At 72.4% G+C, this 13,904-nt stretch carries 16 protein-coding genes; 4 read left to right on the top strand and 12 right to left on the bottom strand.

What is annotated here, in order from left to right; translation table 11 throughout:
- Window positions 1–22 precede the first annotated feature (22 nt).
- On the bottom strand, window positions 23–838 hold the full coding sequence (locus V5O46_RS22985; RefSeq protein ID WP_332886559.1) for a DUF4142 domain-containing protein: 816 nt from the start codon (window positions 836–838) through the stop codon (window positions 23–25).
- A gap of 593 nt (window positions 839–1,431) precedes the next feature.
- On the opposite strand from V5O46_RS22985, the gene V5O46_RS22980 reads away from it, so the two are divergent.
- Window positions 1,432–1,629 carry a hypothetical protein gene (locus tag V5O46_RS22980; RefSeq protein WP_332886558.1) on the top strand — a complete coding sequence of 66 codons (198 nt, stop codon included), beginning with the start codon at window positions 1,432–1,434 and terminating at the stop codon, window positions 1,627–1,629.
- Between the two features lie 107 nt (window positions 1,630–1,736).
- On the opposite strand, the gene V5O46_RS22975 is transcribed toward V5O46_RS22980, so the two are convergent.
- The 4 genes from V5O46_RS22975 to V5O46_RS22960 all read right to left on the bottom strand — a co-directional run bounded on the left by V5O46_RS22975 (window position 1,737) and on the right by V5O46_RS22960 (window position 4,698).
- Entirely contained in the window at window positions 1,737–2,666 is a 930-nt protein-coding gene (locus V5O46_RS22975; RefSeq protein ID WP_332886557.1) for a class I SAM-dependent methyltransferase, read from the bottom strand.
- Window positions 2,667–2,748: 82 nt separating this feature from the next.
- Window positions 2,749–3,189, bottom strand: a complete 441-nt coding sequence (locus V5O46_RS22970; RefSeq protein ID WP_332886556.1) for a PRC-barrel domain-containing protein — start codon at window positions 3,187–3,189, stop codon at window positions 2,749–2,751.
- 3 nt (window positions 3,190–3,192) lie between these two features.
- A complete protein-coding gene (locus V5O46_RS22965) occupies window positions 3,193–3,762 on the bottom strand; it encodes a PRC-barrel domain-containing protein (RefSeq protein ID WP_332886555.1) in 570 nt (189 codons plus the stop codon).
- 372 nt (window positions 3,763–4,134) lie between these two features.
- Entirely contained in the window at window positions 4,135–4,698 is a 564-nt protein-coding gene (locus V5O46_RS22960; protein WP_332886554.1) for a retropepsin-like aspartic protease, read from the bottom strand.
- A gap of 175 nt (window positions 4,699–4,873) precedes the next feature.
- Between V5O46_RS22960 and V5O46_RS22955 the strand changes: the two genes are divergently transcribed.
- The 3 genes from V5O46_RS22955 (at window position 4,874) to V5O46_RS22945 (ending at window position 7,424) form a co-directional block, all read left to right on the top strand.
- Window positions 4,874–5,206, top strand: a complete 333-nt coding sequence (locus tag V5O46_RS22955) for a hypothetical protein (protein ID WP_332886553.1) — start codon at window positions 4,874–4,876, stop codon at window positions 5,204–5,206.
- Between the two features lie 167 nt (window positions 5,207–5,373).
- Window positions 5,374–6,519, top strand: coding sequence for a site-2 protease family protein (locus V5O46_RS22950; RefSeq protein ID WP_332886552.1), 1,146 nt, complete (start codon window positions 5,374–5,376; stop codon window positions 6,517–6,519).
- A 716-nt stretch (window positions 6,520–7,235) separates the two neighbouring features.
- Entirely contained in the window at window positions 7,236–7,424 is a 189-nt protein-coding gene (locus V5O46_RS22945) for a hypothetical protein (RefSeq protein WP_332886551.1), read from the top strand.
- A gap of 36 nt (window positions 7,425–7,460) precedes the next feature.
- Here the strand turns inward: V5O46_RS22945 and V5O46_RS22940 are convergent, their stop codons facing one another.
- The 7 genes from V5O46_RS22940 to V5O46_RS22910 are packed head-to-tail and all read right to left on the bottom strand — an operon-like array spanning window position 7,461 to window position 13,829.
- Window positions 7,461–7,607, bottom strand: coding sequence for a hypothetical protein (locus V5O46_RS22940; RefSeq protein ID WP_332886550.1), 147 nt, complete (start codon window positions 7,605–7,607; stop codon window positions 7,461–7,463).
- Window positions 7,604–8,485: an STM4011 family radical SAM protein gene (locus tag V5O46_RS22935; RefSeq protein WP_332886549.1), complete on the bottom strand. Its 882-nt coding sequence runs from the start codon at window positions 8,483–8,485 to the stop codon at window positions 7,604–7,606. Before V5O46_RS22935 ends, V5O46_RS22940 begins: the two co-directional genes overlap by 4 nt.
- 30 nt (window positions 8,486–8,515) lie before the next feature.
- Window positions 8,516–9,910: an STM4012 family radical SAM protein gene (locus tag V5O46_RS22930; protein ID WP_332886548.1), complete on the bottom strand. Its 1,395-nt coding sequence runs from the start codon at window positions 9,908–9,910 to the stop codon at window positions 8,516–8,518.
- Entirely contained in the window at window positions 9,907–10,713 is an 807-nt protein-coding gene (locus V5O46_RS22925) for an STM4013/SEN3800 family hydrolase (RefSeq protein WP_332886596.1), read from the bottom strand. Before V5O46_RS22925 ends, V5O46_RS22930 begins: the two co-directional genes overlap by 4 nt.
- Window positions 10,714–10,744: 31 nt before the next feature.
- Window positions 10,745–11,920 (bottom strand): STM4014 family protein, encoded by a 1,176-nt coding sequence (locus V5O46_RS22920; protein ID WP_332886547.1) that lies wholly within the window; start codon window positions 11,918–11,920, stop codon window positions 10,745–10,747.
- Window positions 11,901–12,866, bottom strand: coding sequence for an STM4015 family protein (locus V5O46_RS22915; RefSeq protein WP_332886546.1), 966 nt, complete (start codon window positions 12,864–12,866; stop codon window positions 11,901–11,903). Before V5O46_RS22915 ends, V5O46_RS22920 begins: the two co-directional genes overlap by 20 nt.
- A gap of 6 nt (window positions 12,867–12,872) precedes the next feature.
- Window positions 12,873–13,829 carry an STM4015 family protein gene (locus V5O46_RS22910; RefSeq protein ID WP_332886545.1) on the bottom strand — a complete coding sequence of 319 codons (957 nt, stop codon included), beginning with the start codon at window positions 13,827–13,829 and terminating at the stop codon, window positions 12,873–12,875.
- Window positions 13,830–13,904 lie beyond the last annotated feature (75 nt).

The following is a 13,904-nucleotide window of genomic DNA, read 5'->3' as shown; positions in this document are numbered from 1 at the left end:
GGCCGGCCGTGCCCCGCCCGGGTCACCCGACCGGCGCCGAAGGGGTCGCCGAGGGTGACGCCCCGGCCGAGGAGGACGCGGAGGGCGGCGGCGAGGAGGTGGCCGAGGGCAGCGGCGGCGTGGGCCCGCCGGTGTTCACGTCCAGGTCCGGACGCGGAGTGAGGACGACCATCGGCTCCCCGGGCTGCGGCGGCGGCGGGGTGACGTAGTCCCGCCGGTTCTTCGCCGGAGCGGTCTGCATGAAGGAGACCTCGTCGTAGTCGACCAGGCTGGTCTTCTCCAGCACCGTGATGTGGTCCAGGACCGTGTCGTTGGCCAGATCGGCGAGCTGGCGCACCAGGGTGTTCTTGGTACTGGCGCGGATGTTGGCGATGGCCGGGAAGATCTGTCCGTGGGTCACCCGCATGATGGTGACCGCGGTGACGTCGAACTCCTTGCCGCTCTTGGACTCCACCGTCTCCACGAACTCCCGCTGCTGCGGACTGGCCCGGTTCGGCAGTGTGATCCCCAGCTTCGGCGCGATGTCGCGGCACATGACGTCGAGTCCGGCATGCCCGACGACCAGGTGCTCGCCGGCCTCCTTCATCTCCGCGGAGCTGCCGCGCGCCATCGCCAGCTCGCCCAGCGGGTACTCCCAGAGTCCGGCGGAGCGCACCTTCACCACGAAGTCGCGGTCGGCCTCCGTCAGCGGACCCCACTGGGTGGCGGCGACGACCCGTGCCTGGTCGTCGGGTTTGTCCTCGAGACCGACCATGGCCGGGAAGGCCAGCGCGGTGAGGGTCAGGCTCATCACGCCGAACAGGACGAGGGCACCGATCCTGTTGCGGGACACGGGCATGGGGCCTCCATGGGCGACGCGAGCGGTTCTACCCCAGGAGGTACGGACGCGAAGCGCGGATCAATCACCGCCCGGGCAGATTCCGCCTGAAGGGCCCGCCGGCCCTTCAGCGCACGGCCTCGCCGACGGCCCCGGCGAGGCACGCCAGGGCGCCGCAAAGGGGGGAGATGTCCGAAATGAACGGTGCAGGGTCGGCCCGCTGCCGGCCCGGGTGCCGAAACTGCGGGAAACCTGCACAGCGCCCACGGGCGGGCCGCGCGGACGCCGAACGGCCGTGTCGACGTTTCCGGACCAAGCGGTCGTGGCAAGGCGACGGTCCGGCGCGGCGGCCGATCACCAGGACCGCACCCGCCGCGAAGCGACGGATCGCGTGAAGCCGCGTGAATGTGTCGCCGGGGCCGGTCACCGAGCGGTCACACCGGTGAACCCGCACGTCGGCATCAGTTCCCCCCGGCTCCCCGCACGGCTGGCCCGGCCCTGGCGCGCGTGCTTTCATCCTGCGCGTGGCCGACGCCGCCGGGAAGGATTCCCGGTCCCGGGAACCGGGCGAAATCGGCTACTCCACCGTGTCCATGCGAAGGGAACCGCGAGCAATGAACGACGCCTTCCGGGTTGCAGCAGCCGAGATCTCCGACGCCGACCTCGACACCATCTCCGGCGGCCTCGCGGTCGGCGGTTCCGGCGGCCTCTTCATCGAGACGCCGCTCGCCGACCTCTGCGCCGGGGTCGTGGCCGTCGGATCGACCGAGGGGCTGGCGTCGGGCACGAGCGTCCGCGCCACCGCTCTCTGACACCAACACCACCGTCTCCGACACCGACCGCACTCGCCGTGGACCCCGGACCGGCCGACCCGGGGCCACGGCGATCGGTTCCGCCCCCCGCACCCCGGCCCGCGGCCTCAGGGCCGTACGGCAGTGACGAGCCAGTACCGGCCGATCAACCGCACGCCCTCATCCCCCTCCTTCCTCTTCCTCTCTGCGTCTCTCTCCTTCTCCTCGTACGGCCGGAAGGCGTCCACCGCGGCCTGCCGGGCCCGCGCCTCAGTGGCCGCATCGGCGTCCGCCTCGCGCAGCCAGTGGCGCAGCGGTCCGAGGCCGAAGAGGAACCCGGCGGCGTCCTCGGCGTCCTCGCCCCAGTACTGCGGTGCCTCCATGCCCTCGACGGTCACGTCCCGGAAGCCCGCGTCGGCCAGTACCCGACGCGTGTGACCGGGCTCGGCGAACGTGAGCGGGCCCGGTCCGGTGTCCCGTGACAGATCCGGCAGCCGTACGTGCTCCCCGATCGCCGCGAAGATCGTCGACTGGTCCGTCCGGTCGAAGTCCTGCGGGCAGACGAAGGCGAGGCGCCCGCCCGGGCGCAGCGCGCGTCCGATGTTCCCGAACCCCTCCACCGGGTCGGCGAAGAACATGACGCCGAAGCGGCTCACGGCGGTGTCGAACCCGGCCTCCGGGAAGCCGTGCACCTGGGCGTCGCCCCGTACGAACTCCACGTTGCCGACGGACTCGGCGACGGCGCTCGCCCGGGCCCGTTCCAGCATCGGGGCCGAGAGATCGATACCCACGGCGTAGGCGGCGCGGGCCGCGGCGAGACGGGTGACGCGACCGTTGCCGCACCCGATGTCGACGACGCGGTCGGTGGGGGCGAGCCCCGCCGCGTCGAGGAGCGGAGCGTTGGCCCCGTCGTTGATGGCGTCGTAACGGGCCTGGTGGCCGGCCCAGTGCCGGCCCTCGTAGCCGTTCCAGGCCGCAGCCTGCTGCGAGTTCACCACCCGCTCCGAGTCGTCCGCGGCGGTGCCGGCCGTGTCTGTGCTGTCCGTCGGATCGGTCATGTCCTCATGGTGACGCCGAAGCGCCTCCGGTGGACCCGGAACGGCAGGACCGGGAACCGCGCCACTGCCGGGCGGGGCGTCGTCACTGCGGGACGGCGACGACGACCGCGTAGCTGCCGACGCCCAGCAGCTCGTCGCCCGAGAACTGCTCGTCGGCGGTGAGCAGACGCGTGATACGCCCCGACTCCTCGTCGAAGTCCACGTCGATCACGGTGCCCTTCCTCAGCCCCGCCTCGGTCAGCACGGGCTTGCCGATCGGATCGTGCACCGCGTGCGAGGGACTGTCCGGCTCGATGTCCTTCTCGTCGAGGATCCGGCCGGCGCCCTCGACGGCGATCTCGTCCTGGCCGAACGACCCGACGTCGTCCCACGGGAGCGTGTAGTGCCCGCGGCCCCGGGTCTTCAGCCGCAGACCGGCGACCCGCGCCGGCGAGGGGGCGACGGTGCAGGCGGCCACCGTGCCCAGCGTCTCGGCGGTGGTGAGGTCCATGACGGCCCTGCCCCGGGCCTCGGTGAACAGCATCGTTCAGTCCTCCTGCGGGTCGGACTCGAGGCGACCGCGCAGGCTCTCCAGGGCGGTGCCGAACCCCTCCAGGTCACCCGCGCTGTGCTCGGCGGTGGCATCGGGTACGAGGACGCGCTCGCTGGAGACGGTGACGGAACCGGTCACCGGCAGCAGCACCCGGCGGTGCTCGGCGGTCTCGGCCTCGTAGCCCGCCACCACCGGTGTCCGGCCGGTGGCGATCACGGCGTCGGTGACCGTTCCCAGCCGCGCGCCGCTGCGGGTGGTGACCGCGACTCCCAGCACATCACCGCCCGGATGCTCTTCCTCGCCCGGTCCGGCGGCGCTGTCGTCCTCCTCCAGCACGCTCTCGTCCCGCACCATGACCGCATGCGGTCCCAGGGCGTGGACGTTGCGCCACAGCAGGGCGCGGTGCAGCGGCCCGGCGAACAGGCCGCGGCCGGCGAGCGTGAAGCACCGGATGCCGCCCGTGGAAGCGTCGAAGACGATGTCCTTCACCTGCCCGATGTCGTCGCCGGCCAAGGTGACGACGGGCTGCTTGGCGATCTCCCGGGCCCGCAGGTAGCCGGTCATGGCCTCAGCCTCCTCCGCCGGGAGGCCGACGCCCCCGGGCGATCACACCACCGGACCTGCGCCGCGCCTGAACCGCCACGAGGCCGACGGCGACGGCCGCGAGCACGGCCAGAACGACGATGAGCCAGATCCACCATTCCATCTCGACTCCATCTCGACGTCCCTCTGCACCCGGCACGCGATCCCGCGCAACCGATCCCCGCACACCCCCGGTCTCAGGATCCACCCGGCATCGCCCGGGTGTCGACCGGAGGAGGCCGCGGGTGCCTCGTCTCGGCGCCAGGTGTGTCGTCACGGCACCGGCCGAGTCGTCACGGCACCCGCTGTGTCGTCACGGCACCCGCTGTGTCGTCAGGGCGCCATGCGCGGTCGTCATGGCGCTGGGATCTCCAGGACGCCGTCGTCGTAGTCCACGGTGATCGAGCCGAAGTCGCTGAGCACATCCGAACCGAGCAGGCCCTCGATGCCGCCTCCTCCTCCGGGCGGCCCCAGATCGATGACCGTGACCTCGCCCGGGTCGAGCGGCACGTTCCCGACCTCCCACTGGTCCACCCGGGCGACAGGGACCTCCCCCGTCTCGAGGATCCCGCTCACCGCTCGGCGCTCGCCGGTCAGCTCCAGACCGACCCGGTCGGCGACGTCCTCCGCGACGACGCTCGTGGAGGCACCGGTGTCCAGGGCGAACCTGAAGGGCCCTTCGCCGTCGATGGTCACCGGGACGAAGGCCAGCGTCCGGTCACCCTGCTCCACGACCCGGAGGGGCACCTCGCGCACCGCTCCGGGAGAGGTCTGCGCGGCGTCCGGGTCGTCGCGGTCCTCGTACACGGCGCAGCCCGCGGGCAGCGCCGCGCACAGCAGCGCGGCGAAGAGCACGGCGACGAGCCGGGGCCTGCGCCGGAGCCCGGTGCCGGACGCTGTGACGTCCCGCCTGCCCATGCGCCCCGGGGTGCCCGCTCCGACGGCAGGCAAACCCCCCGGCATCGGGAGCCCGCCGTCGGGAGTCCGCCGTCGGGAGCCCGGTACCGGGAGCCGGCTTCGGTTGCCCGGCACCGGGTAGTCGGTCGGAAAGTCCGGACACGTCCGGATCCGTCCGGACGCGGAGGTGAGACCAGTGATCGTGTTGGGACTGCTGCTGGTGCTGGCCACCGGCGCATTCGTGGCCATAGCCGTCGTGGAGAACTTCTCGGGCGGTCCCGAGTTCGCGGTGGAGATCTTCGGCAACCAGATCGCGACGCTGAGTGCGCCCGGGCTCTTTCTCTCCGGCATCGCCCTCACGCTGATCTTCTGCCTGGGGATGGTGCTGGTCGCCGCCGGACTGAAACAGCGGCGGCGCGTACGCAGGGCCCTGGCGACCGCGTCGGCCGCATCCTCGACGAAGGAACCGGGGGCGGCGCCGTCACCGACGTCGCACCGGCGCCGTGGCCGGCACATCTTCGGGCACTGACGGCGGGCTCGGCCCCGCCCGTCGACGACCGGTGGCGGTCGACGACCGGTGGTTGCCGACGGCCGGTGGCGACCGGTTGCGGCTGACGACCGGTGGCCGCTGACTCCCGGTGGCCGCTGACGCCCGGTGGCGACCGGTGGCCCGAGACCGCGGAGGAGGCGACTGCCGTGCGGGCGACGTTCTCACTGGGCCGGCTGGCCGGTATCCGGGTGGGTGTGCACTGGAGCGTCCTGGTCATCTTCGCGCTGATCCTGGTGGGCCTGGCACAGGGCGGCTTCCCGGAGGCCGTTCCGGACCGACCGGTATGGCAGTACTGGTTCGCCTCGGCGGTGACCGCGGTGGTCTTCCTGGTCTCGCTGCTGGCGCACGAGATCAGCCACGCCCTCGTGGCCCGGCGCAACGGAGTCTCCGTGGACGACATCACCCTGTGGCTGCTCGGCGGACTCGCCCGCCTCAAGAGCGAGGCCAAGACCCCGGGAGCGGAACTGCGGATCGCAGGCGTCGGCCCGCTGGTCAGCCTGGTGCTCGGAGCGCTGTTCTTCGGTGTGGCCGTACTGCTGGCCGCGGTCACCGAGGACGGGCTACTGGTACAGGCGCTGGCCTGGCTGGCCGGGATCAACATCCTGCTCGCCGTCTTCAACGCGCTGCCCGCCGCCCCGCTGGACGGCGGCCGGCTGCTGCGGGCCGTGGTGTGGTGGAGGACCGGCAGCCCGCTGCGCGCCACCACGGTGGCCACGACCGCAGGACGCTTCCTCGGCTGGGCCCTGGTGGGCGTCGGCCTGTACCTCCTCCTCGTCGGTTCCGCCCTGGGCGGCATCTGGCTGGTGATCGTCGGCTGGTTCATCATCGCGGTGGCCACCATGGAAGGCGGCCAGGCACGGCTCCGCGAACTCCTGGGCGGAATCCCGGTGCGCGACGCGATGACGCCGGACCCGGTGACCGTCCTGGCCACCACCACGGTCGGTGAGTTCCTCGCCGACCAGCGCTACCGCTACCGGCACTCCGCGTTCCCCGTCGTCGACGACTCCGGAATCGCGGTCGGCCTGGTCACCCTGAAGGGCGCCGACGCCGTGCCGGAGCAGGAGCGCGCCGCCACACCCGTCACCCGGGTCATGGTCCCGGCCGCCGACCTGCCCACCCCCCGCCCCGACGACCCCCTGGCCCGCCTCGTCCCCGATCTGGAGGCCGGCCCCACCCACCGCGCCCTCGTACTCGACCAGGGCCACCTGACCGGCATCGTCACCTCCTCCGACATCAGCCGTGTCACCTCCTGGCTGAGCTCCACCTCGTCCTGGCGCAGACGGACCCTGTGAACGCCGCTACGGTCCCGGAGCGGCCCCGGTGCCGGGCATGGGCGGGGAGCACGCCAGGAGCCCCGCCAGGAGCCCCGCCGTTGTCGAGGACCTGCGGCGCGAACGCGAGTGTGGTGCCCAGTGCCTACCCCGGGGAACACTGCGCCGCCGGATCCGCTCCGCACGTGGCCCGGTCCGCGACCGACCGAAGCAGCGGCCCGGCCCCGGATCCTGCCCGGGGAAGGACACCTCGGCGAACAACCCCGACAACGACGACCTGTTCAGCCGGGCTGGATCGGCGAGATGGCCGCCGACTCCACGGGCGACGTGGTTGACCTGGAACGGCCCGGACGGCACCTCGCGAGTCTGCTGACCGCGCGCCCTGCGCGTCGCCCGATTCCGCCGAGCGCAACGGCTTCGGCTTCGCGACGATCACCGACCGCAGGGGTCGGCCCGAGCGCAGCAGGAGCTGCCGCCGCAAGGCCACCGGCAAGCGCGCACGCGCGCCGGGCGTCGGCTGTTCAACCGCAGGGCCCGCATCTCCCGCGAACGCGCTGCTGAGAGCACGGGATGGGACCGGCGATCGCCCGCTTACGCGTAATCGCCAGGGCAATTGCTCGCCAGCGCGACCGTCGGTCCATGTCCCCAAGCTTGCGAGCACCCGGGGCCTGCGCAGGTTACCCACCCGCCACCGCACCCGAAAGCGAGTTTCTCCGCATGGCTCCGGCCATCTCCGCGTGATGCTGCTCGGCCTCACCTCCATCGTCACCACCAGGACCAAGACCAAGGCCAAGACCAAGGCCAAGGCCACCGGCGCGGGCGCCACCGCCGTGCTGTCCCCTTCGGCAAGCCGCCCGCGCTCTGGGCGCGCCATCGCGGCGCCGAGGAAAGGCTGCCGGACGGGCCAGTGCTCCCCGCGGACCTGACAGGCCATCCGGTCGGCTCGCGGACGAGCGGGTACATCACGGCGTGGCGCCCTCGTAGGTGTCGGCGCGACGCATCCGCGTCGACAGCGTGAACGGATGGCCGCCGAAGTCGGCGGCGAGCTGTTCCGGTGTGACGCCGGGCTCGCGGCTGCGCGCGCCCCGCACGACGTTCGAGGGGGTCACGGACCGGCGGTGCGCCCGAGCGCTCGACCGGGGGATGGCTCGGCGGGGATCCGCTCCAGGACTCCGCCTGCGAAGACGTCGTACAGCGGCAGGGTCTCCAGGTGGACGTAGCCGATGTGGCAGTCGCAGACAGCCGACGGGCAGGCGCGGGGGCGCAGTGCCCTCCGGTAGGAGCCGTCGTAGAGGTTGCCCAGTTCCGACCGGACGAAGTGGCAGCGGCGGACCGTGCCCTCGCCGTCCACGGATATGACGGACTCGCCCGTCCGGCAGGGCAGGCCCGCGCTGCGGTGGGGGCGGCGGCTGTAGGGGAACAGCGGGTCGAGGGCGGTCCACTGGTCGGCCTCGGCATCGGTGTACGTATGGCCCTCGGCCGCGTTGATCCACAGGTACACATGCGCTGGGAGGCGGGCGCGCAGACGGCGAGCGTACTCCAGATGCTCGGGAAGGCCGACGACGCCGACGCTGTGGCGGACACCGCGTGCGGCCAGGTCGTGGCACTTGGTCAGGAAGCGGTCGTACGGCGTCTGGCCGGGGTGGAAGGTGCACCACAGGGCGAGGGTGTCCCGGTCGGCGGCGGCCAGCCAGTCCGTACGGCAGCTGAGGTTGGTCTGGATCGCCACCCGGTGGATGTGCGGCAATCGGCTCAGCTCCACGAGCGTGCGCCGGTACCAGGAGCGCACCAGGCCCTCGCCCCACGGCGTGAACAGCAGGGAGAGACGGTCTTCCTGCTGACCGGCAGCCCAGTCGGCGAAGCGCTCCAGTGCGGCCCGGTCCGCGGCCAGTTGGGCGCGGCTGTCCCGGCGCTTGGCGAAGGGACAGTACGGGCAGTCGTAGTCGCACGATGCCAGCGGGCCGCGATAGAGGATCGTCAGATCCATGTCGGCTCCCTCACTTCGGTGTCGGCTCCCTCACTTCGGTTCGTACGCGGCCATGCGCTCCCGCACGGCGGCGGAGAACAGCTCAGGGCCCAGCGCATCGGAATGGGCCAGGCCCTCGGGGGAGAGCCGCAGCAGCTCCGGACCGGCGGAGTCGTCCAGCCAGCCCCGGTCGCCGAACCGCTCGAGTTCGGCGGCGAAATCGTCGCCGGGTGTGGTACCGAACCGGGACCGGTAGTCCGCTACGGGCATGCCCTCGGCCTGCAGCAACGACTGCAGCAGATGCCGGCGCCGGGCCTCTTCCTCGGTCATGCGCCAGCCGTAGTCCGCGTGACGGAAGTCCTCGGCCCGACGGGCCGTGTAGTCGTCGACGATGCCGCGTATCCGGTGCATGTCCACGGCGTAGTCGAAGGAGTAGTGCAGCGTGGAGGTGTATGAGCGGGCGCCGCAGCCCAGGCCGACCATGCCGTCGGTCTGGCACGCATAGTCCTCCCCGGCGGTGGCCGGCGCGTCCGCGCGGCGGAACATCCGCATCGACACCTGCTCGTATCCCTGCGCGAGCAGGTGGTCACGGCCGTAGCGGTACAACCGCAGCCGCTGTTCGTCCCACTCGGCGTCGCCGAGGGCCGGGACGCGGTGCCGGCCGAGGCCGGTGAGCGGGCGGACGTAGAGCGGATAGAGATACAGTTCCTCGGGCCGCCAGGCGAGCGCGGAGCCGAGCGAACGGCGCCAGGACTCCTCGGTCTGGCCGTCGATGCCGTAGATGAGGTCGATGTTGAGCACGGGGATACCGGCGTCGCGGATCCGGGCGAGCGCCGCCTCGACGTCCGACCGGCGCTGGGGGCGGACGGCAGTACGCGCCTCGGTGTCGACGAAGCTCTGCACACCCAGGCTCAGCCGTGTGGTGCCCCGCGAGGCCAGCACGGCCAGTCGGTCGGCGGTCGCCGTGGCGGGTGAGGCCTCCACGGACAGCGGGATCGCCCTCAGATCCGCGCCCAGGCCATGCTCGGCCAGATCACACAGCCGCTCCAGCTCGGCGGCCCTGAGGAACGTCGGAGTGCCGCCGCCGAAGGCCGCGTTCGAGAACCGTGCCCCGTCGCCCAGCGTCTCGCGCACCGCGCCCGCCTGGCGCTCCAGCGCGTCCAGGTAGGCGGTGGTCAGGCCGTCCGGTGCCCCGATCCGGGTGAAGAGGTTGCAGAAGCCGCAGCGTACCTCGCAGAAGGGGATGTGGAAGTAGAGCGAGAGGGAGTTCTTCGGCTCGTCGGCCCACAGCTTGTGCAGGGACGCCTGCTCCCGGGCCAGCGCGCGGTAGGCGGTCTTGTGCGGATACGCGTAGACGTAGTGCTGGTACGGGCGCACGGCGGGCGGGGGCGCGGCCTCGGTGAGGGGCGCCTGGGTCTCGGTGACGGTCGTTTCGGTGATGGTCATCGGGCCTCGTCGAGGAAGAAGTGGGCGTAGGGCACGGTCCAGACGACGTCATGGCCGATGCGGTGGCCCGTGTGGCCGTCCTCGCCGTACGCGGTGCCGTGGTCGGAGCAGACGATGGCGAAGCACGGACGGCGGCTGCCGGCGGCCAGGAAGAGCCGGCCGATGTGCCGGTCCACGTACTCCAGGGCCGCGGCGTGGGTGGCCCGTGTGTCGCCCGACTCGCGGGTGGCACCGGGCAGATGGAACCAGTTGGGCTGGTGCAGGGCCGACACGTTCACGAAGAGGAACAGGCGCTGCTCCCGCGAGAGTCCGGCGACCACCTTCTCGGCGCAGTCCACCTGCGCCTCGAAGGACGTGGGCGAGGGCACCCCGAACTCCGGCTCCCAGTGGCTCTCCTGGAAGAGACCGGGCAGCACGGAGCCCAACGGCCCCCGCTTGTCGAAGAAGCCCACGCCGCCGACGCAGACAGTGCGGTAGCCGGCGGTGGCCAGGCCGGATACCAGGTCGGGCGTGTCGTAGACGAAAGTGCCGCCCGCGGTGGTCTCGCTGCCCGCGAAGCGGGCGGCGAAGAGCCGCGGGTGCGGACCCGGCGTGGCCGGTGTCGGCAGGAAGCCCGCGAACATCGCCTGGTGGGAGGCGTAGGTGAAGCTGCCGGGAGCGTGCCGGCGCTCCCAGACACCGCCGGGGAGATGCCGGGCCAGGTTCGGGATACGGCCCTCCGCGGCCAGCTCCTGAGCCACGTCGTAGCGGAGTGTGTCCAGCGTGACCAGCAGGAGGTCGTGACTGCCCACGACCTCGTTCATGTCGATCGGCGGCATGCCCGCCGACGGGGTGTCAGCCGGTGGCATCATGGTGGTGCTCCTCGTGCTCCGTGTGCCGCATCGCGGCCGGTACGGCGGCCACCTGCGCGCCGTAGGTGTCCAGGCCTTCGGCGCCGCTGCCGGGCAGGCCGGTCAGGCGGGGCAGCAGATCCCCGAAGGCGTTCACCTCGCCGACGGTGAAGCGGCGCCACCCGGTGGACGGCAGGATGTCCACGCCGACGCACAGCGTGCCCGGAAAGCACGCGGCGGCCCGCTCGGCGGCGTCCAGCGCGTGGTCGAAGCTGCCGCCCGCGGCCCGGATCGCCTCGCGTGCCGCGGCCAGGTCGCCGCGGGCGCCGCCGAGATGCAGGTTCGTCATGGGGTGCCGGCTGGTCCGTACGACGGCGTGCGTGGCGCGTCCGGCGACCACGACCACCCGCAGATCGGCGGCGCGGCCACCCTGGGAAGCCTTGGGCAGCCACCGCTCGACGTGGATTCCGTCCGGGGCCAACGCGTCGACGAGGGCGGCGACCTCCGGCTCCGAGACGTAGTGGCGTACCCGCAGGGAGTTGAACAGCCGACCGTCGGAGGCCGTCTCCACAGAGGTCGTCGCCTTGATCCGGCCGGGGCCGGCCAGCGCGAGCGCCACGACACCGGAGGCCGACGATCCGTGTGCCGGCTTCACGAACGCCCGCTTGATGCGCGCGGCCTTCAGCTGCTCCCTCAGCTCCTCCCAGCCGCCGAGCGGACCCGTCAGAGCCGGGGGCACCGGGACGCCCGCGGCGGCCAGCCGGGCATGGCAGCGCCGCTTGTCGAACATCACTGCGACCTCTTCCGGGGCGGCGGACGGCACCGCAGCCGCACGGCGGGCCGCAGCCGTCACCTCCCGGACCGCCGTCGTGAAGCGGCGGTACCACAGTGCCGTTCCCTCCACCCTGGTGGGATCGTCGGTGCCCCGCAGCAGCCGGTCGGCTTCGGCATTCTCGCCGGGGGAGTCGATCCGTACGAACTCACCGGGCGTGAAGGCGTACGAGCCGCCGCGCAGCACGTCGCACCAGGCGAGCACGCGTGGTGCCGTGTGGCCTGCCGCGCGGACGGCATCGGCGAACATCGTCGTCCGCCGGTTCCCCGGATTGCCGACGACGGTGAACCGAAGGCCGGTGCCGAGGGCGGGGCGACTCGGAGTGCGGCTACTCGGAGACGGCGACATGGCGCCACTCCTCGTCCCGCCTGCGACGCGGGGTCTGCTGCTCCGACAGGTCCACCTCGGACCCGGCGGACCCGAAGGCCGTGCGAAGCCGGTCGGCCCTGGCGTCGCTCAGGAAGTGGTGGTGCAGGTCGAGCCGCTTGAGCTGGGTCAGCGGCCGGCCGCCGAGCAGCGCCTCGGCGCCGACGTCGGCAAGAGTGCCCATGGACAGGCTCAGCGACTCCAGCTGTGCCACGACCGGCGCCGGGGCGACCGCCGCCGCGAGTTCGTCCTGCAACGCGCCGTCCTGCAGGCCGAGATGCGGCAGGGCCGGGAAGCGCCCTGCGGACAGGACCGGCGCGAGGCCGGCCGCCGACGCGTCGCCGCCGTACCGTGACACGCCGAGCCACAGTTCCGGATGTCCCAGAGCGGGCCGTTCGCACGCGCCGACAGCCCGCACCACCTGACCGGGCAGGCCACCGGACTCGAACCGCAGCACGCGCAACGCGTCGTGGCGTACCGGGCCCAGCGACAGGGGTTCCTCGCCGACCCCCGGTGAGTCATCGCCGCGGACGCCGAACTCCTCCAGCAGGAGGAAGGCCTCCAGGACGGGGGTGACGTCGGTGAGCTGCAGCCAGGAGACCTCGCACTCCTCGCCGGTGACGTCGGCGCGGAACAGGGCACGCAGAGCGGGGAAGGGGCCGGCGTCGGCCAGGATCAGCTCCAGCGCGGGACGCAGCTCGGTGTACTCGCCGTCCCACCAGGGCCCGAGGACCAGAGCCCGTACGCCCGTGCTCGGCACCCGGTCCGTGAAGCCTCGCCACAGCTCGGCGAACGGCAACTCCCCGGCCTCGAGGCAGTCCAGTCGCCAGGCCACGCCGTCGGCCGCCGGATGTGCCTCCTCACCGGGCTCGGGGAGCGTGAAGACGGGTGGTCCGTGAATGGTCTCGAAGTGATCCGCGAAGGTCATGCGGCCTCACTCCGCGACGGCGGTGAAGCGGTGGACGACGCCGTCGTCCTCCCACGCCTCGCCGGGCTCGGACAGGTCGACCTCGACGCCGGACGGCTCCAGCGCCGCCCGAACCCGCTGCGACACCGGGTCCGTGACGAAGTTGTGGCGGAGATCGAGCCAGGTCAGGTGGGTGAGCGGCTGGCCGCCGAGCAGCGCCGTCGCGCCCTCGTCCGTGAGCACACCGAGGGACAGGTCCAGCGACCTGAGCTGGGCGACGACCGGGGCCCCGGCCACGGCGGCGGCGATCTCGTCCTGTATCTCACTGTTGCGCAGACCGAGATGCCGCAGCGCCGGGAAGCGCCCTGCGGACAGGACCGGCGCGAGGTCGGCGACGGTCGCGTCGCCGCCGTACTCCTCCACGCCGAGCCACATCTCGAGGTACTTCAGCGCGGGGAGCTCGCTGGCGGCGACACCGCGCACGACCTCGCCGGGCAGGCCGCCGGCTTCGAAGCAGAGGGTGCGCAGGTGCTTGTGCCGCACTGCCGGGAAGCGCAGTCCGGTGCCGCCGCGGATCCCGAACTCCTCCAGCAGCGGATAGGCCTCCAGGACCGGCGTGACATCGGACTGCTCGATCCAGGAGATCTCCGCCTCCTCCATTTCCAGGTCGCCGATGAAGACGGCCCGAAGCGCGCCCAGCCGGTCCCGGGCGTCCACGAGTCGTTGCACGATGCCGCTGGAGTCGTTGTCGTAGGGCTCGCCCCACTGGCCCACTATGACCGCGCGGACCCCGACGGGGTCGACCGAGTCGAGGAAGCGGTCCCACAGGGCGCCGAAATCCTCCTCCGAGTCGTCGTCGTAGGGGTCGACGGCCAGGCGCCAGGCGACGGTGCCTGCCTCCGGCAGCTCATGCCGCGCGCCGGGCCCGGGGAAGTCGAAGGTCGGCAGGCCGTGCAGTTCCTTCAGGTGCTCGACGTGGGACATGCGGCTGGTCTCCTCGGGTGATCGCACACGGTGCGCTGTGCTTGCCCGAAGAGTTGTACCAAGCAGCACTGACAA

This window comes from Streptomyces poriticola (assembly GCF_036689765.1).
Lineage (GTDB): Bacteria > Actinomycetota > Actinomycetes > Streptomycetales > Streptomycetaceae > Streptomyces > Streptomyces poriticola.
Note: the sequence above shows the minus strand (reverse complement) of the source record. Positions and strands in the feature narration are given on the sequence as shown.